The 25,362-nt window shown below is 74.1% G+C and carries 23 protein-coding genes; 12 read left to right on the forward strand and 11 right to left on the reverse strand.

Annotated elements, in window-relative coordinates:
- Positions 1 to 45: 45 nt before the first annotated feature.
- Both JOE68_RS02135 and JOE68_RS02140 read right to left on the reverse strand, forming a co-directional pair.
- On the reverse strand, positions 46 to 1,467 hold the full coding sequence (locus JOE68_RS02135; RefSeq protein ID WP_204840664.1) for an amino acid permease: 1,422 nt from the start codon (positions 1,465 to 1,467) through the stop codon (positions 46 to 48).
- A 12-nt stretch (positions 1,468 to 1,479) separates the two neighbouring features.
- Positions 1,480 to 2,703 (reverse strand): trans-sulfuration enzyme family protein, encoded by a 1,224-nt coding sequence (locus JOE68_RS02140; RefSeq protein WP_204840665.1) that lies wholly within the window; start codon positions 2,701 to 2,703, stop codon positions 1,480 to 1,482.
- 77 nt (positions 2,704 to 2,780) lie between these two features.
- Between JOE68_RS02140 and JOE68_RS02145 the strand changes: the two genes are divergently transcribed.
- Genes JOE68_RS02145 through JOE68_RS02155 form a run of 3 tightly spaced genes read left to right on the forward strand, consistent with a single transcriptional unit; the run spans position 2,781 to position 5,542 of the window.
- Entirely contained in the window at positions 2,781 to 3,257 is a 477-nt protein-coding gene (locus JOE68_RS02145) for an Lrp/AsnC family transcriptional regulator (RefSeq protein WP_204840666.1), read from the forward strand.
- A gap of 40 nt (positions 3,258 to 3,297) precedes the next feature.
- Positions 3,298 to 5,154: an acyl-CoA dehydrogenase family protein gene (locus JOE68_RS02150; RefSeq protein ID WP_204840667.1), complete on the forward strand. Its 1,857-nt coding sequence runs from the start codon at positions 3,298 to 3,300 to the stop codon at positions 5,152 to 5,154.
- A gap of 16 nt (positions 5,155 to 5,170) precedes the next feature.
- The gene (locus JOE68_RS02155) at positions 5,171 to 5,542 is read left to right on the forward strand and encodes a DUF6292 family protein (RefSeq protein ID WP_239562094.1); all 372 of its coding nucleotides are present in this window, start codon (positions 5,171 to 5,173) and stop codon (positions 5,540 to 5,542) included.
- 29 nt (positions 5,543 to 5,571) lie between these two features.
- Here the strand turns inward: JOE68_RS02155 and JOE68_RS02160 are convergent, their stop codons facing one another.
- Together JOE68_RS02160 and JOE68_RS02165 are read right to left on the reverse strand one after the other, a co-directional pair.
- The gene (locus tag JOE68_RS02160) at positions 5,572 to 5,877 is read right to left on the reverse strand and encodes an AzlD domain-containing protein (RefSeq protein WP_204840669.1); all 306 of its coding nucleotides are present in this window, start codon (positions 5,875 to 5,877) and stop codon (positions 5,572 to 5,574) included.
- Positions 5,874 to 6,554, reverse strand: coding sequence for an AzlC family ABC transporter permease (locus JOE68_RS02165; RefSeq protein WP_204840670.1), 681 nt, complete (start codon positions 6,552 to 6,554; stop codon positions 5,874 to 5,876). Before JOE68_RS02165 ends, JOE68_RS02160 begins: the two co-directional genes overlap by 4 nt.
- Before the next feature lie 57 nt (positions 6,555 to 6,611).
- On the opposite strand from JOE68_RS02165, the gene JOE68_RS02170 reads away from it, so the two are divergent.
- From JOE68_RS02170 to JOE68_RS02180, 3 genes are all read left to right on the forward strand, one after another.
- A complete protein-coding gene (locus JOE68_RS02170) occupies positions 6,612 to 7,169 on the forward strand; it encodes a helix-turn-helix domain-containing protein (protein ID WP_204840671.1) in 558 nt (185 codons plus the stop codon).
- Positions 7,170 to 7,257: 88 nt separating this feature from the next.
- Complete coding sequence (locus JOE68_RS02175; protein ID WP_204840672.1) at positions 7,258 to 7,533, forward strand: hypothetical protein; 276 nt, start codon at positions 7,258 to 7,260, stop codon at positions 7,531 to 7,533.
- Positions 7,530 to 7,934 (forward strand): type II toxin-antitoxin system VapC family toxin, encoded by a 405-nt coding sequence (locus tag JOE68_RS02180; protein ID WP_204840673.1) that lies wholly within the window; start codon positions 7,530 to 7,532, stop codon positions 7,932 to 7,934. The genes JOE68_RS02175 and JOE68_RS02180 overlap by 4 nt, the downstream gene beginning before the upstream one ends.
- A gap of 675 nt (positions 7,935 to 8,609) precedes the next feature.
- Here JOE68_RS02180 and pdxS read toward each other — a convergent pair.
- Both pdxS and JOE68_RS02190 read right to left on the reverse strand, forming a co-directional pair.
- Entirely contained in the window at positions 8,610 to 9,518 is a 909-nt protein-coding gene (pdxS, locus tag JOE68_RS02185; protein WP_204840674.1) for a pyridoxal 5'-phosphate synthase lyase subunit PdxS, read from the reverse strand.
- Positions 9,519 to 9,697: 179 nt separating this feature from the next.
- Positions 9,698 to 10,540: a PaaX family transcriptional regulator C-terminal domain-containing protein gene (locus tag JOE68_RS02190; RefSeq protein WP_204840675.1), complete on the reverse strand. Its 843-nt coding sequence runs from the start codon at positions 10,538 to 10,540 to the stop codon at positions 9,698 to 9,700.
- A gap of 53 nt (positions 10,541 to 10,593) precedes the next feature.
- Here JOE68_RS02190 and JOE68_RS02195 point away from each other — a divergent pair, with 53 nt between their 5' ends.
- Both JOE68_RS02195 and JOE68_RS02200 read left to right on the forward strand, forming a co-directional pair.
- Entirely contained in the window at positions 10,594 to 11,556 is a 963-nt protein-coding gene (locus tag JOE68_RS02195; protein ID WP_204840676.1) for an alpha/beta hydrolase family protein, read from the forward strand.
- Positions 11,557 to 11,681: 125 nt separating this feature from the next.
- Positions 11,682 to 13,739, forward strand: a complete 2,058-nt coding sequence (locus JOE68_RS02200) for an elongation factor G-like protein EF-G2 (protein WP_204840677.1) — start codon at positions 11,682 to 11,684, stop codon at positions 13,737 to 13,739.
- 51 nt (positions 13,740 to 13,790) lie between these two features.
- Here JOE68_RS02200 and JOE68_RS02205 read toward each other — a convergent pair whose 3' ends face one another.
- Both JOE68_RS02205 and JOE68_RS02210 read right to left on the reverse strand, forming a co-directional pair.
- On the reverse strand, positions 13,791 to 15,281 hold the full coding sequence (locus tag JOE68_RS02205; protein WP_204840678.1) for a CoA-acylating methylmalonate-semialdehyde dehydrogenase: 1,491 nt from the start codon (positions 15,279 to 15,281) through the stop codon (positions 13,791 to 13,793).
- Complete coding sequence (locus JOE68_RS02210; RefSeq protein WP_204840679.1) at positions 15,278 to 16,564, reverse strand: aspartate aminotransferase family protein; 1,287 nt, start codon at positions 16,562 to 16,564, stop codon at positions 15,278 to 15,280. Before JOE68_RS02210 ends, JOE68_RS02205 begins: the two co-directional genes overlap by 4 nt.
- A 108-nt stretch (positions 16,565 to 16,672) precedes the next feature.
- Between JOE68_RS02210 and JOE68_RS02215 the strand changes: the two genes are divergently transcribed.
- Positions 16,673 to 18,286 carry a PucR family transcriptional regulator gene (locus JOE68_RS02215; RefSeq protein ID WP_204840680.1) on the forward strand — a complete coding sequence of 538 codons (1,614 nt, stop codon included), beginning with the start codon at positions 16,673 to 16,675 and terminating at the stop codon, positions 18,284 to 18,286.
- 65 nt (positions 18,287 to 18,351) lie between these two features.
- Here JOE68_RS02215 and JOE68_RS02220 read toward each other — a convergent pair whose 3' ends face one another.
- Positions 18,352 to 18,831, reverse strand: a complete 480-nt coding sequence (locus JOE68_RS02220) for a hypothetical protein (protein ID WP_204840681.1) — start codon at positions 18,829 to 18,831, stop codon at positions 18,352 to 18,354.
- A gap of 130 nt (positions 18,832 to 18,961) precedes the next feature.
- Here JOE68_RS02220 and JOE68_RS02225 point away from each other — a divergent pair, with 130 nt between their 5' ends.
- Complete coding sequence (locus tag JOE68_RS02225; RefSeq protein ID WP_204840682.1) at positions 18,962 to 20,944, forward strand: tetratricopeptide repeat protein; 1,983 nt, start codon at positions 18,962 to 18,964, stop codon at positions 20,942 to 20,944.
- 79 nt (positions 20,945 to 21,023) lie between these two features.
- On the opposite strand, the gene JOE68_RS02230 is transcribed toward JOE68_RS02225, so the two are convergent.
- Together JOE68_RS02230 and JOE68_RS02235 are read right to left on the reverse strand one after the other, a co-directional pair.
- Positions 21,024 to 22,469: a S1 family peptidase gene (locus tag JOE68_RS02230; RefSeq protein WP_204840683.1), complete on the reverse strand. Its 1,446-nt coding sequence runs from the start codon at positions 22,467 to 22,469 to the stop codon at positions 21,024 to 21,026.
- Between the two features lie 123 nt (positions 22,470 to 22,592).
- Positions 22,593 to 23,570 (reverse strand): LysR family transcriptional regulator, encoded by a 978-nt coding sequence (locus tag JOE68_RS02235; RefSeq protein ID WP_204840684.1) that lies wholly within the window; start codon positions 23,568 to 23,570, stop codon positions 22,593 to 22,595.
- Positions 23,571 to 23,823: 253 nt separating this feature from the next.
- On the opposite strand from JOE68_RS02235, the gene JOE68_RS02240 reads away from it, so the two are divergent.
- A complete protein-coding gene (locus JOE68_RS02240; RefSeq protein ID WP_204840685.1) occupies positions 23,824 to 24,330 on the forward strand; it encodes a DUF4240 domain-containing protein in 507 nt (168 codons plus the stop codon).
- 104 nt (positions 24,331 to 24,434) lie between these two features.
- Entirely contained in the window at positions 24,435 to 24,809 is a 375-nt protein-coding gene (locus tag JOE68_RS02245; RefSeq protein WP_204840686.1) for a PH domain-containing protein, read from the forward strand.
- Positions 24,810 to 25,362 lie beyond the last annotated feature (553 nt).

A 25,362-nucleotide genomic window follows, 5' to 3' on the forward strand; every position in this document is an offset into this window, starting at 1 on the left:
CGGGATGAGCTGCCACCAGCCTAGGCGACCGGTCCGCCGCGCCGGTCACCCACCGCGCCGGTCACCCACCGCGACGTGGCCGCCGGCCCGCGCCCGGCGGGACCCGACGGCCCGCCAGCCCAGGAACAGCACGAGGGCGAGCACGGGGATGGACCAGAACGCGATGCGCTCGGCGGTGCCCGCGAACGCCATCAGCACGATGACCAGCGCCAGGAACCCGAGCGTGGCGTAGCCGGTGTAAGGCGCGCCGGGCATCCGGTAGGAGGGGCGCTCCACCTCGCCGCGCAGCGCCGCCGCGCGCAGGCGCAGCTGGCAGACGATGAGCGTGGCCCAGGTAGCGACCACGCCGAGCGAGGCGATCGCGATGGCGATGTCGAACGCCTCCTTGGGCACGACGTAGTTCAGCACCACGCCGGCCAGGTAGGCGACGGAGGTGAACAGGATGCCGCCGTAGGGCACGTGCCGGGAGTTCATCCGGCCGGTGAACGCCGGCGCCTCGCCCTTCTGCGCCAGCGACCGCAGGATGCGGCCGGTGGAGTACAGGCCCGAGTTGCACGAGGACAGCGCGGCGGTCAGCACGACGGCGTTCATCACGTCGCCGACGCCGGCGATGCCCAGCGCGGAGAACACCGTGACGAACGGGCTCTCCGCGCCGCTGTAGGCGTTCCACGGCAGCAGCATCGCCAGCAGCAGCACCGAGCCCACGTAGAAGACGCCGATCCGGTAGACCACGCCGTTGATGGCCCTGGGCAGCACCTGGCGCGGGTTGGCGGTCTCGCCGGCGGCGATGCCGACCAGCTCGATCGCCGAGTACGCGAAGATCACCGCCTGCAGCGTCATGAGGGCGATGCCGACGCCGGCGGGGAACATGCCGCCGTTGCCGAACAGGTTGTGCACGCCCGCCTCGTGGCCGCCGACGTCGGCGCTGCCGATAACCAGGGCCAAGCCGGTGAACAGGAACACCACGATCGCGGTGACCTTGATGACGCTGAACCAGAACTCCAGCTCGCCGAACAGCTTCACCGAGAGCAGGTTGATCACGACGAGCACGCCGAGGGCGACCAGCGCCGTGACCCACTGCGGCAGGTCGGGCAGCCAGCGGTGCACGTAGATGGCCACGGCGGTGATCTCGGCGATGCCGGTCATCGCCCAGTTCACCCAGTACATCCAGCCCGAGGTGAACCCGGCCCACGGCCCGATGAACTCGCGCGCGTACTCCACGAAGCTGCCCGCGGTGGGCCGGTGCAGCACCAGCTCGCCCAGCGCGCGCATGACGAAGAACGCCGCGATCCCGCAGGCTGCGTAGGCGAAGACGAGCGAGGGTCCGGCCTGGGCGAGGCGCCCGCCCGCGCCCAGGAAGAGCCCGACGCCGATGGCGCCGCCGATGGCGATCATCTGCACTTGGCGCTTGGTCAGCGCCTTGGTGTAGCCGTCGGCGTCCGGCTCCACCGCCCTCTGCTCGTTCATGGTCGCGGGACGTTAGCGGCTCCCGGTGAGCGGTCGCGCGCGGGTTGAGGAAGGCTTGATGTAATCACCCTCACAGTCACCCGACAGTGCCCGGTCGAGGTCTTCCCAGAGGTCTTCGACGTCCTCCAGCCCGACGCTGAGCCGCAGCAGGTCGTCCGGCACGCCGCAGGCCGCCCGGTCCGCGCCCGGCACCAGCCGGTGGGTCAGCGCCGCCGGGTGCTCGACGAGCGTGTCGACCGATCCGAGGCTCACCGCGGGCGTGACCAGGCGCAGGCGCCGGACGACGGCCGCCGGGTCCTCCCGGGTGGTGAACGCCAGCACCGCGCCCGGCCCCCGCAGCTGGGCGCCGAGCAGGCCGCGCGGGTCCGCGCCGGGCAGGCTCGGGTGCCGCACCAGGCCGACGGCGGGGTGCCCGCTCAGGCGCGCGGCGAGGTCGGTCGCGGACCGCTGGGCGGCCTCGACGCGGAGCGGGAGCGTCGCCAGGCCGCGGTGCAGCAGGTAGCCGCCCAGCGGGTGCAGGACCGCGCCGGTGACGACCCGGACCCGGCGCAGCGCCGCGGCCCGGTCCCGCGCGCACGCCACGACACCGCCGAGCGCGTCGCCGTGCCCGCCGAGGAACTTGGTGCCCGAGTGCAGGACGTAGGCCGCGCCGGCGGTGGCCGGGTTCTGCAGCACGGGCGTGGCGAAGGTGTTGTCCACCAGCACGGGCGCCGCGCCCGCCCCGCCGACGACCTCGGCGATGTCGACCAGGTCCAGGTTCGGGTTGGCCGGGGTCTCCAGGACGACCAGGCCGGTGTCCGGCGTGACGGCCTCGGCGACCCGGTCGGCCGCGGCGTAGGTGGTGCGCACGCCCAGCAGCCCGGAGGACAGGAGGTGGTCGGTGCCTCCGTAGAGCGGTCGGACCGCGACCACGTGCGGCTTGCCCGCGAGCACGCACGCCGCCTGCACCACGGCGGTCACCGCCGCCATGCCGCTGCCGAACGCGACGGCCGCCTCGGTGCGCTCCAGGGCGGCCAGCGCCTCCTCGAACCGGGCCACGGTCGGGTTGTGCAGGCGCGCGTAGACCGACGAGCCGGCCCGCGGCGCGCCCTCGGCGAGGGCTTGCAGCGCGAGGCCGCCCTCGACCTGGTCCGGGACCGGGTAGGTGGTCGACAGGTCGATCGGCGGCGCGTGCACCCCGAGCCCCGCCAGGTCGTCCCGCCCGCCGTGCACCGCCGTCGTCCGCAACCGCTTCATGGTCGGATCGTGGACTTCCCCTCGGCGTTGCGGCGATGATTCCGCAGGCTGTTCGGCGGACAAGGGGGTTCTCCGGGATGGATTCGATCGACGCCGCCATCGTGCGGGAGTTGCAGAACGACGCGCGGCTGCCCAACAAGGACCTGGCGGACCGGGTCAACGTGGCGGCCTCCACCTGCGTGGTCCGGCACCGGGCGCTGCGGGAGCGCGGGGTGGTCACCGGCTACCACGCGGAGGTCGACCTCGCCGCGATCGGCCGGCCCGTCCAGGCGGTGATCGCGGTGCGGGTCCGGCCGCACACGCGGGCCGTGGTGGAGCCGTTCCTGGAGTACGTGCTGTCGCTGCCGGAGGTGCTGTCGGCCTCGCACGTGGCCGGGCCGGAGGACTTCCTGGTGCACGTGGCCGTCGCCGACACCGCCCACCTCCAGCGGCTGGTGCTCGACCGGTTCACCACCCGGCGCGAGGTCAGCGAGCTGCACACCAACCTGGTGTTCCAGCACGTCCGCAAGCACGCCGTGCCGCCCGTCCACGTCATCGGCGGGGGCCGGCCCTGACCGCCGGGCGGCGCGCGGCGCGGTGTGTTAGGCAATGGCCATGCCTGACGCACTCCGTGACCTGCTCGACGGCCGCTGGGCGACGCTGCGCCGCAACGCGGTGGACCTGCTCGCCAAGCTGGAGCCGACCCCCGTCGACCCGGGGCGCGAGGAGTACCGGGCGTGGGTGCTGGAGCAGCTGCACGCGCTGGCCGAGGGCGGGCACGCGCTGATCGGGTTCCCCGCCGAGCAGGGCGGGCAGGACGACGTCGGCGGGTCGGTGGTCGCGTTCGAGGTGCTCGGGTTCGGCGACCTGTCGCTGATGGTCAAGGCGGGCGTGCAGTGGGGGCTGTTCGGCGGGGCCGTGCAGGCGCTGGGCACCCGGCGGCACCACGACGAGCACCTGCCCGGGATCATGAGCCTGGACCTGCCGGGCTGCTTCGCCATGACCGAGACCGGGCACGGGTCGGACGTGCAGAACCTGCGGACCACGGCCACCTACGACCCGGCGACCCGGGAGTTCGTCGTGCACACGCCGGACGAGGCCGCGCGCAAGGACTACATCGGCAACGCCGCCCGCGACGGGCGGATGGCGGTGGTGTTCGCGCAGCTGGTGACCGGCGGCGAGGCCCACGGCGTGCACGCGCTGCTGGTGCCGATCCGCGACGCCTCGGGCGCGCCGGCGCCCGGCGTGTCCATCGAGGACTGCGGTCCGAAAGCCGGGCTGAACGGCGTCGACAACGGCCGGTTGTCCTTCGACGGGGTGCGCGTGCCGCGCTCGGCGCTGCTGGACCGCTACGGGTCGGTCTCCCCCGACGGCGTGTACTCCAGCCCCGTCGAGGGCGACGGGCGGCGGTTCTTCACCATGCTCGGCACGCTGGTGCGCGGCCGGATCAGCGTCGCGGGCGGCGCGGGCAGCGCGACGAAGCGGGCGCTGGCGATCGCCGTCCGGTACGGGCTGGCGCGGCGGCAGTTCACCCGGCCGGGCGGCGACGAGGAGGTCGTCGTGCTGGACTACCTCGCCCACCAGCGGCGGCTGCTGCCCGCCCTGGCCACCACCTACGCGCTGCACTTCGCGCAGGAGGAGCTGGTGTCGGCGCTGCACGACGTGGCCGACGACCGCGGCCGGCGGGAGCTGGAGTCGCGGGCGGCGGGCCTCAAGGCGGTGGCCACCTGGCACGCCACGGCCACCATCCAGACCTGCCGGGAGGCGTGCGGCGGCGCCGGGTACCTGGCGGAGAACCTGCTGGCCGGGCTGAAGGCCGACACGGACGTGTTCACCACGTTCGAGGGCGACAACACCGTGCTGCTGCAACTGGTCGCCAAGGGCCTGCTGACCAGCTACCGCGACCACGTCGGCGACCTGGACCCGTGGGGCATGGCGCGGTTCGTCGCCGACCAGTTCGTGGGCGCGGTCATCGAGCGGACCGCGGCGCGGGCCGTCGTCGACCGGCTGGCCGGCGGCAGCTCCGACGCGCTGCTGGACCGCGGCTGGCAGCTGCGCCAGTTCGAGGACCGCGAGCGGCACGTGGTGGAGGGGTTGGCGCGGCGGCTGCGGCGGGCGACGCCGCAGAACGCGTTCGAGGTGTTCAACGCCGCCCAGGACCACCTGCTGCACGCCGCGCGGGTGCACGTGGACCGGGTGGTGCTGGAGGCGTTCGTGGCGGCGTTGGCCCGGTGCGACGACGAGCCGACGGCCGCGCTGCTGGGCCGGGTGTGCGACCTGTACGCGCTGAGCACCGTCGAAGCGGACCGCGCGTGGTTCCTGGAGCACGGCCGGCTCACCCCCGCGCGGTCCAAGGCGGTGACGCAGGCCGTGAACGAGCTGTGCGCCGGGATCCGGCCGCACGCGCGGCGGCTGGTGGACGCCTTCGGCATCCCGGAGAGCCGTCTGGACGCGCCGATCATCGCCCGGTAGGGCCACAATGGTCCGCATGGACGAGCTGACCGAAGGACTGGCCGGGTACGTGCGGGCGGTCGCCGACCAGGTCGGCGTCCCGCCGGAGGGCACCGAGTACGAGGTCAGCGACACCGCGACCGCGTACCTCGCGCTGGGCGGCGGTCGCGACCGCGACCTGATGCTGGTGTGGAGCGAGGAGCACGGCTGGTCGATCGCGGTGGAGACCCGGCCCAGCGAGCCGCCGCACGTGCTGGCGCACCTGGGCGTGCCGCTGGTGCCGCCACCGCGCGCGGTGGCGCGGTTCGTGCAGGACGTGCTGGCGGGCAAGCGCAGCGACGCCGAGCCCACCGTGGACCGCGACCGGTCCGCCCTGACCGTGCGCCTGCGCCCGTACGTCCCCTCCTGACCCCCGGCCCCCGCGGGCCCGGCCGGGTTTCAGAGGCCGAGGAGGCGCAGCCCGGCGGTGGTGGCCGCGGCGAGGACGACGACGACCACGAACGGCGCCCTGCGCCACGCGGCCAGGCCGCCGACCAGCACGCCGATCGGCAGCGCCCACCCGGCGAACCCCTGCCCCCTGGTCAGCGAGGACGTCGCCACCAGCGCGACCAGCAGCACCGTGGCCGACATCGACAGCAGCTCCCGGGCCCGGTCGGGCAGCGCGAGGCGGTCCCGCAGCAGCGGGCCGGCCAGCCGGAACGCGTAGGTCCCGGCCGCCAGCACCAGGACGGCGGCCAACGTCATGCCCGGACCTCCTGCCTGCGGGCGGCCACGACCAGCCCGACCAGGGCGAGCAGCACCGGTAGGCCGGCGGGCAGGAACGGCGTGGCGGCGAGGGCGACGGCCGAGCCGAGCAGCGCGGCGTGGCGGGTCCGGCGGTCCTTGAGCGCGGGCAGCGTCAGCGCGAGCAGCGCCGCGGGGAACGCCGCGTCGAGCCCGAACGCCGCCGGGTCGCCGATCGCCTGCCCCACCAGCGCCCCCGCGACGCAGGAGAGGTTCCAGGCGAGGAACAGCGACGTGCCGCAGGCCCAGTAGGCGGCGCGGGCCTTGGCCGGGTCGCGCTGGGCGAGCGCGAACGCGACCGTCTCGTCGATCAGCAGGTGGCTGCCGACGAGGCGGGCGAGCAGCCCGCGCCCGAGCACCTCGCCGACCGCCAGCCCGAACGGCAGGTGCCGGGCGTTGAGCACGAGCCCGGCGAGCACGGCGGCGGCCGGGCTGCCGCCGGCGGCGACGATCCCCACCGCCATGAACTGCGCCCCGCCCGCGAAGACGAGCAGCGACATGACGACCGGCAGCCACCAGGGCAGCCCGGCCGCGACGGAGATCGCGCCGAACGAGGCGCCGTTCACCGCGGCGCCGGCCGTCACCGCGGCGATGTCGCGCAGCAGCCGGGAGTCCAGGGTTCGCCAGATCGAACGCATCGTCTCCTACGATGGACAGGGTCAAGGCTGTTCGTCAAGGCGAACGATTGGACTGTCATGCCGAACACAGGGGCGCCGCTCGCGGTCATCGCGGCCTCGCTGCGGCGCGAGCGCGAGCGGGTCGGGCTGTCGCTGAGCGAGCTGGCCAAGCGGGCGGGGATCGCCAAGTCGACGCTGTCGCAGCTGGAGGCCGGCAGCGGCAACCCGAGCGTCGAGACCCTGTGGGCGCTGGGCGTCGCCCTGGGCGTGCCGTTCAGCCGGCTGGTCGAGCCGCCGGCGACCCGGGTCCGGGTGATCCGGGCGGGCGAGGGGCCCGCGGTCCACTCCGAGCGCGCCCACTACGCGGCCAAGCTGCTGGCCTCGTGCCCGCCGGGCGCCCGGCGCGACATCTACCTGCTCGACCTGGAACCGGGCACCCCGCGCGAGTCGGAGCCGCACATGGCGGGCACCGTCGAGCACATGATCGTCAGCCGGGGCCGCGTGCTGGCGGGGCCGCGGGGCGAACCGCTCGAACTGGGACCGGGCGACTACCTCCTCTACCCCGGCGACCTGCCCCACACCTGCGCCGCCCTGGAGCCGGGCACGTCCGTGGTGCTCGTGATGGAACACATCTAGAACACCCGTTCGAGGGATGTCGATCAATCAGGAATAACCCGATGGCCGGGACGTGAGAACAGCAACCGCACCACCTACGCTCGACGGGGTGAGCGACGCCCCGAAGCCGGAACCCACCGACCCGCCGGACGTGCCCGCCCAGATGACCGTCCCGGACGTGCCCGCCGAGGTGGTCGCGATCCTCCGGGCGAGGGCGAGTGCCCGCTCGGTGCCGCTCGACGACTACGTCCGCGAACTCCTCGTCGAGGTGACCCGCACGCCGACGATGGCCGAGGTCTACCAGCGGAGCTGGCCCCGCCCGTGGGACATCGACGGCGAGGCCCTCGCCGAAGTCGTCCGCGCGGCCCGCGAGGAGGACGAATGAACTTCACCGCGGTGGTCGACACCTCAGCGCTCATCGAGTTGTTCGTCAACCCCAAGCCCAACACCAAACTGGCGCAACGACTCTTCGTCGGGCAGGTCGCAGCTCCGGAACTCCTCGACGTGGAAGTGCAGAAGGTGGTTCACCGGCTGCACCGCAGTGGCGTGCTCGACTCGGAGCAGGCGCAGTTCGTGATGGGCAACATCTGGGACGCGCCCATCACCCGACTCGGCCACCAACCGCTCAGGCACCGCGCCTGGGCCATCCGCCACACCGTATCCGCCTACGACGCGTTCTACGTGGCCTCGGCGGAACAGCTCGGCGTCCCGCTCGTGACCTGCGACGGGAAGCTGGCGAGAGCGCACGGGCACGAGGCGGAGATCGAGCTGTACCCCGTCTCCTGACCGCACCCAACCACGAAGACACCGGCTGCACGACCCGACCACCACTTCAGCTCGCGAATCGTGGTTTTTGGGGTTTGGCACGCCCCGTGCAGTCCGGTGCCTTCGTGTTCTCCCCGTATGGCCTGCCCGGAGGGCTACCATGCTTTCTTGGGGGGTGCAAGCACGCTTTTCGCTTGCACCCCCCAAGAAAGCATGGTCGTCTTTGACAGGTCATGCGGGGGGAACACGACCGCTCTTGCTCTTCCTCCTCCTTGGCGGCCTGCCTGTCCGGCGAGGACTCTTTTAATCCCTTCAGCCTCGGGCAGTACCGCACCATTATCACCTGGATCCGTGCGCGATCCCAGTAAGAAGAGCGGCCGAGAGGCCCCCAAGGAGGAGGAAAAGAAAGAGCGGTCGTGTTCTCCTCCCCGTACGGCCTGCCGAAGGCAATCAGTTTCGTCCGGGGGTGTCAAGCGGTAAAGCGTGCTTGACACCCCCGGACGAAACTGATCGGGCTGCGCCCAGGCCGTACGGGGAGGAGAACACGAAGCAACCGGTATGCGCACTAGGTGCGGCATTGCTTCGTGCACTGCGTTGCCGTGTGGTGCTCGTGCGTGCAAAGCCGCAAAAGGGCGATGGTCGGTCAGGCGGGGCACGTCCTGCCGGGATCCCCGGCAGGACGTCGACCGGAGACCCTCACCAGCCCCGCTCGGCCAGCCGGTGCGGCTGGGGGATCTCGTCCACGTTGATGCCGACCATCGCCTCGCCCAGCCCGCGCGACACCTTCGCGAGCACGTCCGGGTCGTCGTAGAAGGTCGTCGCCTTCACGATGGCCTCCGCGCGCTGCGCCGGGTTGCCGGACTTGAAGATGCCCGAGCCCACGAACACGCCCTCGGCGCCCAGCTGCATCATCATCGCCGCGTCGGCCGGGGTGGCGATGCCGCCGGCGGTGAACAGCACGACGGGCAGCCTGCCGGCCTCCGCGACCTCCCGCACCAGCTCGTACGGGGCCTGCAGCTCCTTCGCCGCGACGAACAGCTCGTCGGCGGGCAGGTTCTGCAGGCGCAGGATCTCCGCGCGGATCCTGCGCATGTGCATCGTGGCGTTGGAGACGTCACCGGTGCCGGCCTCGCCCTTGGAGCGGATCATCGCCGCGCCCTCGGTGATGCGGCGCAGGGCCTCGCCGAGGTTCGTCGCGCCGCACACGAACGGCACGGTGAACTGCCACTTGTCGATGTGGTTGGCGTAGTCCGCCGGCGTGAGGACCTCGGACTCGTCGACGTAGTCCACGCCGAGCGCCTGGAGCACCTGCGCCTCGACGAAGTGCCCGATGCGGGCCTTGGCCATCACCGGGATGGACACCGCCGAGATGATGCCGTCGATCATGTCGGGGTCGCTCATCCGGGACACGCCGCCCTGCGCGCGGATGTCGGCGGGCACGCGCTCCAGCGCCATCACGGCCACCGCGCCCGCGTCCTCGGCGATCTTGGCCTGCTCGGGCGTCACCACGTCCATGATCACACCGCCCTTGAGCATCTCCGCCATGCCGCGCTTGACGCGGGCGGTGCCGGTGACGGGTGTGCCGGAGTCGGATGAAGTGGTCACGGCGAACCTTTCGAGTCTGTGGACTTGCCAAGGCCAATCGTACGGCGCACGTGGACCGCCCAAGCAGGCCAATCCGGCACGTTCTCAGCAGTCCACTCGACCCTCCACCGCAGGTAGTGGCCTACGCCACCCACCGACCCGGTGGGGGTGGAGCCGGCCGGCCCCGGTGCGCCGAGGCGTCAGCGGACCACTCGCACGGCGTCGTCGTAGGTGCGGAACAGGACGGGCAGCCCGGCCGCCCGGTCGGCCAGCGCCGCCCAGCAGCGGGCCACCAGCAGGCGCGCCTGCGCGCCGACCCACGGGCGCGGCAGCAGCACGGGCGGCAGCAGCGGGTCGGGCTCCACGGCCCGGGTGAACTCGGCGGCCAGCTCCACCGCGATCCGCAGCAGGTCGGTGCGCGACGCGCCCTCGGTCAACCGCCGCAGCCGGACCCGCGCCACCTCCGCCAGCCGCTCGTGGCGCTCGGCGACCGCGTCCAGCGGCCACAGCCGGGCGGCCAGCGCCGCCGGTGACGCCTCGCCGCCGACCCGCAGGTCCGAGCTGGTCAGGAAGGTGAGCGAGGGCGCCACGCCGAGCCGTTCGGCCTCGCCCCCGACCAGGTCTTCCCACTCGTGCGGCGAGACGTAGAGGCCGCCGTGCAGCGGCGCGCCGCCCCACCGCACGATGGCGTCGCGCAGGGCGTCGCGGGCGGGTCGCTGCGCCTCGGGCACGGCGAACGCGACCAGGTGCCACCTGCCGTCCCAGTCCACCTCCCCGGCGTCCTGCCGGTACATGAAGCGGACGAACTCGACGTCCGGCTCGGCGGCCCGCAGCGCCTGCGGCGTCATCCGCAGCACGGCCCGCCGGCCGCGCCCCTCGACGGTGAACTTCCCCTCCGCCACCAACCGCTTCACGCACAGCCGCACCTGCTGGTCGCTCATCCCGAGCGCGTCCGCGACCTCGTACAGCTCGGCGGCGTCGACCGAGCCGTCCTCCTGCACGAGGGCTTCGACCACCGTGCGCGTGGGCACCTCGACGTCCATGTGTTCAAATCTACTACGTTCGTATCGAGGACGATAGTTTCAAGGGGGTAGTGGTGAAGCGGTGGCTGATCGGCGTGCTGGTGGTGCTGCTCGGGTGCGGTGGCTGGGTCGTCCACCAGAACACCTACGACCTGCGCGAGGAACGCGTGAGCATCGGCGACCTCCGGGGCGTGCTCGCCCTGCCGGAGTCGGGCGACCGGCACGGCCTGGTGGTGTTCGTGCACGGCGACGGGCCGGTCGACGCGACCCACGAGACGTTCTACCGGCCCCTGTGGGAGGCGTTCGCCCGCGCCGGGTACGCCTCGCTGTCGTGGGACAAGCCGGGCGTGGCCGGCGCCCCGGGCAACTGGCTGCACCAGACCATGGCCGACCGCACCCGCGAGGTCCTGGACGCCGTGGCCTGGGCGGGGACCCGGCCGGAGATCGACCCCGCGCGGATCGGGCTGTGGGGCGCCAGCCAGGCGGGCTGGGTGCTGCCCGCCGCCGCGCGGCACCCGGGCGTGAAGTTCCTGATCGCCGTCTCCCCCGCCGTCAACTGGCACGAGCAGGGCCGGTTCAACCTGCTCGCGGAGCTGCGGGAGCGCGGGGCGCCCGCCGAGGAGGTCGACGCCGCGCTCGCCCGGCGGGAGGCGACGCTGGACCACCTGCGCCGCCGGTCGACGTTCGAGCAGTACCGGGCGGCGGTGGGCGCGACGGACCTCACCCCCGACCGGTGGCGGTTCATCCTGGCCAACCACGAGTCCGACGCCTCCGCCGACCTGGCGCAGGTCACCGTGCCGGTGCTGCTGGTGCTCGGCGGGCGCGACCTGAACGTGGACGTCGCCGACACCGAGGCGACCTACCGGCGGCTGGTGCGCCGGGTGGAGGTGGCCCGCCACCCGGAGGGCGCGCACGACCTCACCCCCGCCGACCGCGGCGCCGCCCTGACGGCGGTGGTGGCGGTCGCGGCGCCGCGCTCGGTGTTCGTGGACGGCTACCTCGACGAGCAGCGGCGGTTCCTGGAGCGGGTGCGCTGACGCCGGCGACGCCGGGCCCGACCCCCGGGGGTTCCTCCTCGCGGGTTGGGTATGCCGGCCTGGGGTTGTCCCTTCGGCTTCACGGGTGTGAGATCGAACACTAAACACTTGTGGAGGGTGGTCCCATGGGAACCAGGAGCTCCGACAACGGCCCCTCGGCAGGCGCGGTCGCTGTGGACGACCCGGCCAAGGTCCGCAACGTCGTGCTGGTCGGCCCGTCCGGGTCCGGCAAGACGACGCTCACCGAGGCCCTGCTCGCCTCGACCGGCGTGCTCACCCGCGCCGGTTCGGTCACCGAGGGCAACACCGTGTGCGACCACGACCCCGCCGCCGTCCGGCAGCAGCGGTCGGTCGGGCTGGCGGTCGCGCCGGTCCGCCACGGCGACGTGAAGATCAACTTCATCGACACGCCGGGGTACGCGGACTTCGTCGGCGAGCTGCGGGCCGGGCTGCGCGCCGCCGACGCCGCCCTGTTCGTCGTCAGCGCCGCCGAGGGCGTCGACGCGGCGACCGTGGCGCTGTGGGAGGAGTGCGCGGCGGTCGGGATGCCGCGGGCCGTCGTCCTCGCCCGGACCGACCACCACCGGGCCGACGTGGCGGCTGCCACCGCCTCGTGCCAGGCCGCGTTCGGCGCCGGGGTCGTGCCGCTCTACCTGCCCGGCGACGACGGGCTGGTCAACCTGCTCACCACCGACGACCCCCGGTACGAGCAGCAGCGCAACGCGCTGATCGAGGGCATCATCGCCGAGAGCGAGGACGAGACCCTCATGGACCGCTACCTCGGCGGCGAACAGGTCGACCAGGCCACGCTGGTCGCCGACCTGGAGACCGCCGTCGCGCGCGGCTCGTTCCACCCGGTGCTGGCGGTGTGCGCGCTCACCGGCGCCGGCCTGCCCGAACTGCTCGACGGGGTGGCGCGGGCGTTCCCCTCGCCGCTGGAGCACCCGCTGCCCGAGGTCACCGGCGTGGACGGGATCCCGCACCCCCGGCTGGCCGCCGACCCGGACGGGCCGCTGGTCGCCGAGGTCGTGCGGACCGCCGTCGACTCCTACGTGGGCCGGGTGTCGCTGGTGCGGGTGTTCTCCGGGACGCTGCGGCCCGAGCGCCCGGTGCACGTGTCCGGGCACGGGATGGCCGACCGCGGGCACGAGGACCACGACGCGGACGAACGGGTCGCGCACGTCTACTCACCGCTGGGCGCGAACCTGCGCGAGGTGCCGTACTGCGTGGCGGGCGACCTGTGCGCGCTGACCAAGCTCGGCTCCGCCGAGACCGGCGACACGGTGTCCGCGCCGGACAAGCCGCTGCTGGTCGAGCCGTGGGAGATGCCGGAGCCGCTGCTGCCGGTCGCCGTCGTGCCGCGCAGCCGCAGCGACGAGGACAACCTCGCCCGCAACCTCGGCAAGCTGGTCGCGGGCGACCCCACGCTCCGGTTGGAGCGCAACGCCGAGACCCACCAGCTCGTGCTGTGGTGCATGGGCGAGGCGCACGCCGACGTCGTGCTGGCCCGGCTGCGCGCCGGCGGCGCCGAGGTCGACACCGAGCCGGTGCGCGTGGCGCTGCGGGAGACCTTCGCCGCGCCGTCCAAGGGGCACGGGCGGCACGTCAAGCAGTCCGGCGGGCACGGGCAGTACGCCGTGTGCGACATCGTGGTGGAGCCGCTGCCGCGCGGCTCGGGGTTCGAGTTCGTCGACCGGGTCGTCGGCGGCGCGGTGCCCCACCAGTTCATCCCCAGCGTCGAGAAGGGCGTGCGCGCGCAGCTCGACCGCGGGCTCCAGGCCGGTCACCCGGTGGTGGACGTGCGCGTGACGCTGGTCGACGGCAAGGCCCACTCGGTGGACTCCTCCGACGCCGCGTTCCAGACCGCGGGGTCGCTCGCGCTCAAGGACGCGGCGGCCAACGGCCGGACCGCCCTGCTGGAACCGCTGGACGAGGTGTCGATCCGGCTGCCCGACGAGCACCTCGGCACGGTCCTGGGCGACCTGTCGGGGCGGCGCGGGCGGGTGCTCGGCACCGAGGCCGACACCGCGGGCTGCACCGTGATCCGCGCCGAGGTGCCGTCGACGGAGCTGCTGCGGTACGCAGTCGAGCTGCGCTCGCTGACCTCCGGCACCGGCACCTACACCCGCCGCTTCTGCCGCTACGACCCGCTCCCCCAGTCCCTGGCCGCGCGGTCGTCCTGACCACCCGCGGCCGGTCCACCGGTCCCGCGCGGGGACCGGTGGACCGCGCGCTCAGGTGTTCCGCGGGAACCCGAGGTTGACGCCGCCGTGCGACGGGTCGGGCCAGCGGCCGGTGACGACCTTGGTGCGGGTGAAGAAGTGCACGCCCTCCGGGCCGTAGGCGTGCGAGTCGCCGAACAGGGAGTCCTTCCAGCCGCCGAACGAGTAGTAGGCCACCGGCACCGGGATCGGCACGTTCACGCCGACCATGCCGACCTCGACCTCGTTCTGGAACCGCCGCGCCGCGCCGCCGTCGTTGGTGAAGACGGCCGTGCCGTTGCCGTAGGGGTTGGCGTTGACCACCGCCACCGCCTCGTCGTACGACGACGCCCGCAGCACCGACAGCACCGGGCCGAAGATCTCGTCGCGGTAGACCGACATGCCGGTGCCCACGCGGTCGAACAGCGTGGGGCCCAACCAGAAGCCGTTCGCGTCACCGTCGACCGGGTGCCCGCGCCCGTCGACCACCAGCTCGGCGCCCTCCGCGACACCGGCGTCCACATAGGACGCCACCCGGTCGCGGTGCGCCCCGGTCACCAGCGGCCCCATCTCGCAGCCGGGGCGGCGGCCGTCGCCGACGCGCAGCCGGGCGATGCGGTCCCCGATCCGGGCCACCAGGTCGTCGCCCACCGGGTCGACGGCCACCACGACCGAGATCGCCATGCACCGCTCCCCCGCCGAGCCGAACCCCGCCGAGACCGCCGCGTCGGCGGCCAGGTCGAGGTCCGCGTCGGGCAGCACCACCATGTGGTTCTTGGCCCCGCCCAACGCCTGCACGCGCTTGCCGTGCCGCGTGCCGGTCTCGTAGACGTAGCGGGCGATCGGCGTGGAGCCGACGAACGACACCGCCTTCACGTCCGGGTGCTCCAGGATGCGGTCCACCGCCTCCTTGTCGCCGTGCACGACGTTGAGCACGCCGTCGGGCAGCCCGGCCTCGGCGAACAGCTCGGCGAGGAACACCGCCGCCGACGGGTCCTTCTCCGACGGCTTGAGCACCACCGCGTTGCCGCACGCGATCGCGTTGGGCACGAACCACAGCGGCACCATGGCCGGGAAGTTGAACGGCGAGACCACGCCGACCACGCCCAGCGGCTGGTGCAGGGAGTACACGTCGACCCTCGTGGAGGCGTTCTCGCTGAACCCGCCCTTGAGCAGGTGCGGGATGCCGCAGGCGAACTCGACCGCCTCCAGCCCGCGCTGCACCTCGCCCGCCGCGTCGGACAGCACCTTGCCGTGCTCGGCGGTCACGATCGCGGCCAGCTCGTCCTTGCGGGCGTTGAGCAGCTCGCGGAAGGCGAACATCACGTTCGCCCGCTTGGCCAGGGAGGCGTCGCGCCAGTCGGAGAACGCCGCGCGCGCCGCCCCGACCGCCTCGTCCACGACCGCCGCGGTCGCGAAGTCGACCCGGGCCGCGACCCGGCCGGTGGCCGGGTCGTAGACCTCGCCGCCGCGGGCGGCCTCGCCCGCCCAGGGCTTCCCGCCGATCCGGTGGGTGATCCTCACAGCACCGCCCCCAGGATTCCCAGCGCCTCGGCCACCTCGTCCTCCGTCACGGTCATCGGCGGCGCCAGCCGGATCACGTTGCCGTACAGGCCGCCCTTGCCCACCAGCAGCCCGCGCTCGCGGGCGCCCTCCAGCGCCGCCACCGCCGCCGCCGGGTCCGGTTCGCCGCCCGGACCGACCAGCTCGACGCCGACCATCAGGCCCTTGCCCCGCACGTCGCCGACCGCCGGGCGGTCCCGCGCGAGCGCGCGCAGCCCGTCGAGCAGCCGCTCGCCCATCTTCGCCGCGTTGGCCTGCAGGTCGTTGTCCAGCAGGTAGTCCAGCGTCGCCAGCGCGCCGGCCGTGGACACCGGGTTGCCGCCGAAGGTGGAGATCGAGTTGGCGGTCAGGCAGTCCATCAGCTCGGCCCGCGCGACCACGCCGCCGATCGCCAGGCCGTTGCCCAGCCCCTTGGCGAAGGTCATCGCGTCCGGCGTGACGCCGTGCGCCTGGATGCCCCAGAAGTGCCCGCCCGTGCGGCCCCACCCGGTCTGCACCTCGTCGGAGACGAACAGGATGCCGTACTCGTCGAGGACCTCCTTGAACGCGCGGAACAACCCGTCCGGCGGCGTGGCGAACCCGCCGACGCCCTGGATCGGCTCCGCCAGCATGCACGCCACGTCGCCCGCCGTGGTCGTCTCGATCACCTCGCGCAGGTCCGCCACGCACGCCTTGACGTAGTCGGCGTCGGACAGGTCCCGGAACGGGCTGCGGTAGCGGTAGCCGCCGTGCACCCAGCCCACCTTCAGCGGGCTGAGCGAGGACGCCGACCAGCCCCGGTTGCCGGTGACGGCCATGCTCGCGAACGACCGGCCGTGGTAGGAGTTGCGCAGCGCCAGCACCTGGTCGCTGCGGCGGAACCGGGTGGCCAGCACCAGCGCCGTCTCGTTGGCCTCGGTGCCGGAGTTGGTGAAGAACACCTTCGCGTCCGGGATGCCGGACAGCTCCGCGATCCGCTCCGCCAGCTCGACCTGCGACCGGATCAGGTACAGCGTCGAGCTGTGCAGCACGCCGGTGTCGACCTGGGCCCGGACCGCGTCGCTGATCTCGGCCACGTCGTAGCCGATCGCGTTGGTCAGGATGCCGGCGAAGAAGTCGAGGTAGGTGCGGCCCTCGCGGTCGGTCACCCGCCGCCCCGCGGCGCTCGCCAGCTCGATGGGCTGTTCGTAGTAGAGGGCCAGCCACTCGGGCAGCACGGCCCGGTGCCGGGCCAGCAGCTCGGCGTGCCCGCGTTCTGGTGCCATCGCGTCCTCCTCGACAGGGCGTCCTGGTGCAGGAGTCTGGTCGGGACCGCACGCCACCGCCATGGACAACCTGTACCGCTTTTCGGCTGATCGCATTACGGTGTGTCCATGTACCCCACGGTGGCCGAAGCGCTCGCCCTGCCGGTGGTCCAGCGCGGCGAGCCGCGCGTCGTCGCGGGCGCGGCCGGCCTGGGGCGCCGGGTCCGCTGGGTGCACGCGGCCGAGATCGCCGACATCGCCCACCTGCTGCGCGGCGGCGAACTGGTGCTGACCACCGGCATCGCCCTGCCCGAGGACCCCGAGGGGCTGGCCAGCTACGTGGCGGACCTGGCGGCGGTGGGCGCCGCCGGGCTGGTCGTCGAACTGGTGCGGCGGTGGAGCGAGGCGGTGCCGGGCGCGTTGGTGGCCGCCGCCGAGCGGCACGGCCTGCCGCTGGTGGTGCTGGCGCGGGAGACCCGGTTCGTGTCGGTCACCGAGGCAGTCGTCGCGCTGATCGTGGACGCGCAGCTGGCCGAGCTGCGGGCGGCCGAGCAGGTGCACGAGGCGTTCACCGCGCTCACCGTCGCCGGCGCCGAGCCCGCCGAGGTGCTGCGCGAGGTGGCCCGCACCTCCGGCCTGCCGGTCGTGCTGGAGACGCTGGGGCACGACGTGCTGGCCTACGACGCAGCCGGGCAGGACCCGACCTCGCTGCTGGCCGACTGGGGCGCCCGCTCGCGGGCGGTGACGGCGCCCGAGCGGACCGCCTACCACGGGGGCGCGGGCTGGCTGGTGACCGTCGTCGGCGCGCGCGGCGCGGACTGGGGCCGGCTGGTGCTGCTGTCGCCCGAGCCGCCGCCGCACCGGCACGTGGTGGTGGCCGAGCGCGCGGCGTCGGCGCTGGCCGTGCACCGGCTGGTGGCGCGGGACCGGGAGTCGCTGGAGCGGCAGACCCACCGCACCCTGCTCACCCAGCTGCTCGACCGCCCGCCGCAGGACCTGCCGACGCGGGCGGCGGCGCTGGGCGTGCCGCTGGAGCGGCGCCAGCTCGTCGGCGTCGCCATCCGGCCCGGGGCCGCCGCCGCGCCCGCGCAGGCGCTGGCGACCCAGGAGGTGCTGCGCGACCTGGCGGAGGCGACCGCGACGGCGACCCGCCGGGTGACCGTGCCCGCGCTGGTCGGGGTCGTGGACGACACGAGCGTGCGGGCGCTGCTGTCGCTGCCGCCGGCGGCGGGGATGGACGGGGTGCTGCGCCGGCTGGCCCGCGAGGTGCACCGCACGGCCGCCGCGACGCCGCACCCGCTGCCGGTGGTGATCGCCGTGGGCACGACCGTGTCCGCCCTGCCGGACGTGCGGCGCAGCCTGGCCGAGGCCGCGCACGTCGCGGGCGCGGCGCTGCGGTCGCCGGGCACCCGCCTCTACCACCGGCTCGACGACGTCCGGCTGCGCGGGCTGCTGCACCTGCTGCGCGAGGACGAGCGGGTGCGGGCGTTCGCCGACCGCGAGCTGGGCGCCCTGGTCGCGCGGGACGACGGCCAGGGCAGCAGGCTGGTGGAGCTGCTGCGCCACTACTGCGAGCACGGCGGCAACAAGTCCGCCGCGGCCGCCGCCGCCCACCTCTCGCGCACCGCCTACTACCAGCAGCTGGCCCGCATCGAGCAGGTGCTCGGCGTCTCGCTGGAGGACCCGGAGTCCGTCCTGTCGCTGCACGTGGCCCTGCTGGTGCGGGACATGGCCGGGGGCTGAGCGCACCGCCACCGCCCGCCCCGGAGCGGTCCGGTGGCGGGCGGTGGCGGTGGTTGTGGCTGTGGTCAGCCCAGGCTGGGCAGGCCGGCGGCGCCCGCCGGCAGGGTGGGCAGGGCGGGCGACTGGACGCCCGGCGTGAGCACGGGGACGCCGGGCAGCGGCGCGGTGGGCGCCGGCGCGGAGAGGTCGCGGACCTCCGCCGCGGCCGGCAGCTCCGGCGTGGCGGGCAGCACGGGCGCCGCCGGCAGGGCCGGCGCGGCGGGCAGGGCGGGCGCAGCCGGCGCGCCGGCCGGCGGGGCCAGCCTGACGGCCTTGCCGCTGAGCAGGTCGGCGCCCAGCGGGTCGGCGCCGGCCACCGGCGCGCCGAGCAGGTCGGTCGCCGACCTGCTGACGTCGGCGTCGACGGAGGCCGCGTCGCCGAGCGGGCCGTCCAGGGACTCCAGCGGCTGGCCGGCGGCGGAGGCGGCGCCGGCCAGCAGCGGGGTGGTGCCGACGGCGAGGAGGGCCGCGGCGCGCAGGAGCCCGCGGGTGCGGTGTGCAGACACGATGATCCTTAAGAGGGTCGGGGACCGAACGGTTGACCTCCTCGTCATCGGCACCGCCCCCGCGCCACCGCACCCTCTCGATAGGGTGACTGACGCTGCGTATCGCTCATCACTCGATCGAGGCGACACCATGGACGGCGACTTAGGCAACCACGTGACCGGGACCGGGCCGCGCGCCACCGGCGCCGGTGGCCTCCCCCCGGACCAGCTGCCACCGGCCCCGCCGCGCTTCGTCGGCCGGACCGCGGAACTGGCGCTGCTCACCGACCTGCTCGACCGCGGCCAGGCGCCGCTGGTCGCGTGCGTCGCCGGAGCCGCCGGGATCGGCAAGACCGCGCTGGTCCTGCACTGGGCCCGGTCCCACGCCGACCGCTTCCCGGACGGCCGGCTCTACGCGGACCTGCGCGGCGGCGACCCGCGCGGGCCGCTGGACCCGGCGGTCGCGGTCCGCGGGTTCCTCGACGCGTTCGGGGTGCCCAAGGAGCGCATCCCCGCCGACGTCGCGGCGCAGGCCGCGCTGTACCGGGACGTGGTGGCGGGCAAGCGGCTCCTGGTCGTGCTCGACGACGCCCGCGACCACGAGCAGGTCCGGCCGCTGCTGCCGGGCGGCCCGACCGCCGCGGCCCTGGTGACCGGCCGGGAGCGCCTCGACGGCCTGGCGGACGGGCGGGCCCGGCACCTGGCGCTGGGCCTGCCGTCGGCGGCGGAGGCGCGCGAGCTGCTGGCCGCCCACCTCGGGGAGCGCCGGGCGCGCGCCGCGGACCGGCTGGTCGAGCAGTGCGCGCGGCTGCCGATCGCCCTGGTCGTCGCGGCGCGGGCCGCGGCCCGCGGGTCGGACGGGCCGGTGGCGCCCGCCGGGGGCGGTCCGGGCGCCGGTCCCCGGGCGGTGTTCCACTCGTCGTACCGCGCGCTGCCCGGCCCCGCGGCGCGGTTGTTCCGGCTGCTGGGCCTGCACCCCGGCGCGGAGGTCGGCGTGCCCGCCGCGGCGAGCCTCGCCGGGGTCGCGCCGGCGGTCGCCCGGGACCTGCTGCGCGAGCTGACCGGGGCGGCGCTGCTGGAGGAGCGGGGTCCGGGCCGGTACCGGTTCCACGACCTGCTGCGCGAGCACGCCGCCGAGCGCGTGGCGGCCGAGGAGCCCGAGGGGGGCCGGCGGGCGGCGGTCGGCCGGCTGCTGGACTGCTACCTGCACACGGCCTTCCGGGGCGAGCGCCTGCTGCGCCCGCACCGCGACGCGATCGCGCTGGACCCGCCCGCGCCCGGCGTGGTCGTCGCCGACCTGCCCGACCGCCACCGCGCCCGGGCCTGGTTCGCCGCCGAGCACCGCAACCTGGCGGCGGCGCTGGACCTGGCCGTGCGGTGGGGTTTCACCGGCCACGCCTGGCGGCTGCCCTGGGCGCTGTCGTCCTACCTCGGGCGCAGCGGCCGGTGGCGCGACTGGGAGCAGGCGCAGCTCGTCGCGCTCGACGCGGCCCGCCGGCAGGGCGACCCGGCGTGGGAGGCGGTGGCGCTGCGCGCGCTGGGCCGGGCCTACACGGCCGGCGGGCGCTACGAGCGGGCCGTCGACGTGCTGCGGCAGGCGCTGTGGCTGCCCGCCGACGCCGGCGGCGAGGCGCACACCCACCAGGCGCTCAGCCAGGCGTACGAGCGGTGGGGGATGCTGCCGGAGGCCCACGCCCACGCCCGGCGGGCCGTCGAGCTGACCGAGCGCACCGGGCACCGGCTGCGCCACGCCCGCGCGTCCAACCAGCTGGGCCGGGTGCTGACCGGGCTCGGGCGCCACGAGGGCGCGCTGCACCACTGCCGGCGGGCGGCGGCGGTCCTCGCGGAGGTGGGCGACGAGGCCGCCCTCGCCGACGCCGCCGAGGGCCTGGCGCGCGCCCACCACCGGCTGGGCCGCTGCGCCGAGGCGGTCCGGCTGCACCTGCTGGCGCTGGCGGTCTACCGGCGGTCGGAGGACCTGTGGTCGGTCGGGGACACCCTGTGCCGGCTCGGGGACGCGCACGCGGCGCTGGGCGACGCGGAGGCCGCGCGGGCGACGTGGCGCGACGCCCTGGCCGTCCTGACCGGGATCGACCACCCGGCCGCGGACGCGGTGCGGGCGAAGCTGGTCTGACCGGCGCGCGGACGCCCCGCCGCGGGCCCGTGCCGGGGAGACTCGGCGCGGACCCGCGACGGGGTCGGTTCCCCGGCGGTCAGGGGTTGGTGATCCCGAGGGTGTAGCTGCCGGAACCGCTGTAGGCGTGCACCCGGTACCGGTAGTAGCCGGGGGTGCCGCTGTAGTTCACGGTCTCGCTCGCGGCGGGGCTGTCACCCTTGGCCACGACGCTCCACGCGCTGCCGTTCCACTTCTCCAGGTAGAGGTCGTAGTCGGCGCCGGTGGGACCGGTCAGGCAGCCGACGTGCGCGCCGGACACCGTGGACTGGTAGTAGCTGTTGTTCGGCTGGTAGACCTGCCTGCCCGCGGTGAGCGAGCCGGTGTAGCGGGCCTCGGCGGCGGCGCACCCGGTCGGCGGCGGCGGCGTGCCGCCGCCACCGCTGGTGATCAGGGTCAGGCCGTAGGCTTGGAGGATCTCGTTGACCGGCTGGAAGTAGGTCGTGCCGCCGGTGCGGCAGTTGCCCGAGCCGCCGGAGGTGACGCCCTGGGCCTGGGTGCCGGCCAGCAGCGAGCCGCCGGAGTCGCCGGGCTCGGCGCACACGGTGGTCTGGATCAGGCCGGTCACCGTGCCCTGCGGGTAGGACACCGACGAGTTGCGGGCCTGGATGGTGCCGCAGTGCCAGCCGGTGGTGGAGCCGGAGCGGCAGACCGTCGCGCCGACCGCCGCGTCCTGCGAGCCCGTCACCTGGACCGTGCCGCCGGAGTAGTTGTTCACCAGGCCGCGCGGGGTGTTGCCGGCCGCGACCTGCACCCACGCGTAGTCGTTGCCGGGGAAGCTGGAGCCGCGGAAGGTGCCGCTGGGCCCGGAGGTGGACGCGCCGGTCGTGCCGCAGTGCCCGGCGGTCACGAAGCCGCCGTTGACCGAGAAGCCGACCGAGCACCGGGAGCCGCTGCCGATGTTGTAGGCGTTGCCGCCGATGACGTCGATCAGCGGGCGCGGTGCCTCGTCGGTCCGGACGTAACGGACGGCCGAGGCGTCGACGCCGCTGGCCGCCACGAAGGCGCGGGCGGCGGGCAGCTCGTCCGCGTGCGACTTGACCACGACGGTGTTCGTCGGCAGGTCGACGTACCAGCCGGGCACCGACTGCGGCGCCTTGGCGACGTTGCGGTCCAAAGTGGCCTTGGCGGCGTCGAGGGCGCGCTCGCTGCGCTGCACGAGCTTGCCCCGGCCCCGGCCCACCTGGGCCAGGTCGGACTGGGCGGTGACACCGACGGTGAGGGCGCCGGACTGGTCGATCCACGCGCCGCCGAACCGGTCGGCCAGGCGCTTGCGGAGTTCCCGGGCCGTGTCGCTGGAGGTCTTGTCCGCGGCCAGGCGGTCGCGCGCCTGGCCGGCGGTCAGCCCGAGGTCCCGCTGGATCGCGGCGAGGATCTCGGTGGTCTGGTCGCGCTGCGCGGGAGCGGCCTGCGCGGTGGTGGTGGACAGGGAGCCGGCCACCGCCAGCGCCGCGGCGAGCGCGAGCGGTCTGGACAGTCTTGACATGGGGATTCTCCTCGAAGGAGGGCAGGGATTCCCCGTGAAAAGTAAGTCGGCCCACCCGATCGCGGTAATACCTCTTCGGTCATAAGCCGGCGTGATGCCGGAGCCGTTCGGCCCAGCCCGCGGTCAGGAAACGGCCGCCTGGTAGGAGATCGCGCCGTATTCGGGGTGCTCCGCCAGCCACGCCGTGTAGCGCGGGTTGCGCTCGGCGGTCTCCCGGTACGCCTCGCTGGCGTAGCGCAGCACCTGCGGCCCGAACGCGGCGGCGGGACCTTCCGGGTCCCAGCCGATCAGGTGCCGCCACCGCAGCGGCGCGCCCGCTATGGGCATCGCGACCACGCCGGGCGCGCGGCGGAAGGTGGGCTGGCACAGCGCCACCGCGTCGCCGGACTGGGCGAGGTCGATGCAGCTGTTGACGTCCACCTCGTACATCGTGCGCGGGGTGAAGCCGGCGCGGCTGCACGCCGAGACGAAGCACTCCCCGAAGCAGCCGTCGCCGGGCACCACCGCCCACTGCGTGTCCCTCAGCTCCGCCAGCTCCACCTCCGCGCGCAGGGTGAACGGGTGGTCCTCGGGTATCAGCACGAAGATCGGGTCGACCGCGATGACGCTCCAGGTGAGACCGTAGTCCGACGGCGGCGGCGCGTCGCCGCAGACGGCGGCGAGCACGTAGTCCAGGCGCCCCTGGGCGACCGCCGCCGCCAGCTCCTCGTTGGACCACGACACCTGCGTGCTGACGTGCGCGCCGGGGTGCGCCTCGGTGATGCGGTGCACGACCCCGCCGAGCATCGGCCCGTTCACCGCGCCCACCCGGTACCGGTCGTTGGGCAGGTTCTCGTCGACCAGGCGCAGGGCGTCCTCCTGGAGGCGGGAGAACGCGGGCAGCAGGACGCGGGCGCGTTCCAGCACCAGCTCGCCGAGCGAGGTCGGCCGCGCGCCCCGGTGGTCGCGCTCGAACAGCTTGCCGCCGAGCAGACCCTCGATCCGGTGCAGTTGAGCGGTGAGCGCGGGCTGCGCGAGGCCCAGCAGGGAGGACGCTTTCGACAGGCTGCCCGCATCGGCGATCGCGCAGACCACCCGAAGGTGTCTCAGTTCGAGCTTCATCCACCCGACGGTAGGTCAACGTTCACCCTCAGTCGAGGGCCCTAACGCCGAAGGGAGGGGGTATTCCTTATGGCCCGCCGGCGCGGCTCGGACGGCAGTGGACACTGTGTCTGTTGATCAGCATGGGCGTGGACACTCTGCCGCGGCCCCGCGCAGGCCGGGCGACCGTGCGCCCGTCGCGGAGGAGCCGTGCGGCGACGGGGCGGGGCGGACGCGCGGAATTGTCGGACCTCGTCGTTACCGTGGCGGCGTGATGACCGAGAACGACGAAGCCCGCTTCTGGGCACTGCTGGAGAACGCCTGGGCCGGTGTCGGGCCCGAGGCGAACGAGGTGCGCGCGGCGCTGGTCAAGCGCGACCTGGACGAGGAGGCGTTCGCCGAGGCCGCCGTGCTGGAGGAGCACCTGGAAGCCGTGCTGGCGGCGCTGCGGCGGTCGTGCGCCGAGCTGTCCGGCGAGGAGCTGACCGCGCTGGACCGGGTGGTGGAGCGCAAGCTGCACGAGATCGACCGGCGGGACGTGCACGAGGTCACCGACGGCTCGGACGACGGCTTCCTGTACGCGCGGGGCTTCATCGTCGGGCTGGGGCAGGAGTTCTACGAGGCCGTGGCACGGGATCCGCGCGTGGCGGTGCCCGACGCCGAGTGCGAGGCGCTGTGCTACTTCTTCGCGCACCTGCACGCGGACCGGTTCGGCGGCTTCCCCGGCACCGGCTCGGGGATCTCGCGGGAGACGGCGACGAACGCGGCGGGGTGGGCGTAGCCCCGGCGTCAGGGGCGCGGGCCGGCCGGGGCAGCCGGCTCCGCCCGGCGTCGCACCGGGTCGGGCCACCCCTGCGCGCCCGGATCCGGTGCTACCGTCGAATCGTGATCGACTTCGAGAAAGCGTCCGTGTTCAAGCTCGCGCCGTGCCGGCCGGAGGACATCGCGCCGCAGGTGTCGCCGATCATGATCCAGGGCGAGCGGATCGTGTCCTGCTTCAAGACCGTGCGGGACTTCGTCGTGTTCACCGACAAGCGGATCATCGCGGTCAACGTGCAGGGCATGACGGGGCGGAAGAAGGACTTCACGTCCCTGCCCTACAGCCGCGTGCAAGCCTTCTCCATCGAGACGGCGGGCACCTTCGACATGGACGCCGAGCTGGACCTGTGGTTCTCCGGCCTGGGCAGGGTCCGGCTGGAGTTCCGGGGCCACGCCGACGTCCGCCTGCTCGGCCAGATGATCGCGACGTTCATCCTCTGAGCCGGCGCCGACCGGACTCGCCGAGCAGCCCCGCCACACCCTCTGCACGCAGCGGTCGCACACCTCGTGCGCAGCAGTGCTGCACCTAGTGCGCTTGGCACGCAGCCGTGCTGCACCTGGTGCGCTTGGCACGCAGCCGCGCTGCACCTGGTGCACACACCGGTCGCTTCGTGTTCTCCTCCCCGTACGGCCTGGGCGCAGCCCAATCATGCTTGGTAGGGGGTGTCAAGCACGCTTCACCGCTTGACACCCCCTACCAAGCATGATTGCCTCCGGCAGGCCGTACGGGGAGGAGAACACGACCGCCCTTTCTTTTCCTCCTCCTTGGGGGCCTCTCGGCCGCTCTTCTTACTGGGATCGCGCACCGATCCAGGTGATAATTGGTGCGGTACTGCCCGAGGCTGAAAAGAAAAAGAGTCCTCGCCGGACAGGCAGGCCGCCAAGGAGAAGGAAAAGAAACAGCGGTCGTGTTCCCCCCGCATGACCTGTCAAAGACGACCATGCTTTTCCTGGGGGTGCAAGCGAAAAGCGTGCTTGCACCCCCAGGAAAAGC

Origin of the sequence: Saccharothrix algeriensis, assembly GCF_016907655.1 — a bacterium.
Classification (GTDB): Bacteria; Actinomycetota; Actinomycetes; order Mycobacteriales; family Pseudonocardiaceae; genus Actinosynnema; species Actinosynnema algeriense.

What these genes read in the sequence shown, in the direction of transcription:
- JOE68_RS02135 (WP_204840664.1), bottom strand. Translation starts at nt 1,467, where the DNA reads ATGAACGAGCAGAGGGCGGTGGAGCCGGACGCCGACGGCTACACCAAG.
- JOE68_RS02140 (WP_204840665.1), bottom strand. Translation starts at nt 2,703, where the DNA reads ATGAAGCGGTTGCGGACGACGGCGGTGCACGGCGGGCGGGACGACCTG.
- JOE68_RS02145 (WP_204840666.1), top strand. Translation starts at nt 2,781, where the DNA reads ATGGATTCGATCGACGCCGCCATCGTGCGGGAGTTGCAGAACGACGCG.
- JOE68_RS02150 (WP_204840667.1), top strand. Translation starts at nt 3,298, where the DNA reads ATGCCTGACGCACTCCGTGACCTGCTCGACGGCCGCTGGGCGACGCTG.
- JOE68_RS02155 (WP_239562094.1), top strand. Translation starts at nt 5,171, where the DNA reads ATGGACGAGCTGACCGAAGGACTGGCCGGGTACGTGCGGGCGGTCGCC.
- JOE68_RS02160 (WP_204840669.1), bottom strand. Translation starts at nt 5,877, where the DNA reads ATGACGTTGGCCGCCGTCCTGGTGCTGGCGGCCGGGACCTACGCGTTC.
- JOE68_RS02165 (WP_204840670.1), bottom strand. Translation starts at nt 6,554, where the DNA reads ATGCGTTCGATCTGGCGAACCCTGGACTCCCGGCTGCTGCGCGACATC.
- JOE68_RS02170 (WP_204840671.1), top strand. Translation starts at nt 6,612, where the DNA reads ATGCCGAACACAGGGGCGCCGCTCGCGGTCATCGCGGCCTCGCTGCGG.
- JOE68_RS02180 (WP_204840673.1), top strand. Translation starts at nt 7,530, where the DNA reads ATGAACTTCACCGCGGTGGTCGACACCTCAGCGCTCATCGAGTTGTTC.
- JOE68_RS02190 (WP_204840675.1), bottom strand. Translation starts at nt 10,540, where the DNA reads ATGGACGTCGAGGTGCCCACGCGCACGGTGGTCGAAGCCCTCGTGCAG.
- JOE68_RS02200 (WP_204840677.1), top strand. Translation starts at nt 11,682, where the DNA reads ATGGGAACCAGGAGCTCCGACAACGGCCCCTCGGCAGGCGCGGTCGCT.
- JOE68_RS02210 (WP_204840679.1), bottom strand. Translation starts at nt 16,564, where the DNA reads ATGGCACCAGAACGCGGGCACGCCGAGCTGCTGGCCCGGCACCGGGCC.
- JOE68_RS02215 (WP_204840680.1), top strand. Translation starts at nt 16,673, where the DNA reads ATGTACCCCACGGTGGCCGAAGCGCTCGCCCTGCCGGTGGTCCAGCGC.
- JOE68_RS02225 (WP_204840682.1), top strand. Translation starts at nt 18,962, where the DNA reads ATGGACGGCGACTTAGGCAACCACGTGACCGGGACCGGGCCGCGCGCC.
- JOE68_RS02230 (WP_204840683.1), bottom strand. Translation starts at nt 22,469, where the DNA reads ATGTCAAGACTGTCCAGACCGCTCGCGCTCGCCGCGGCGCTGGCGGTG.
- JOE68_RS02235 (WP_204840684.1), bottom strand. Translation starts at nt 23,570, where the DNA reads ATGAAGCTCGAACTGAGACACCTTCGGGTGGTCTGCGCGATCGCCGAT.
- JOE68_RS02240 (WP_204840685.1), top strand. Translation starts at nt 23,824, where the DNA reads ATGACCGAGAACGACGAAGCCCGCTTCTGGGCACTGCTGGAGAACGCC.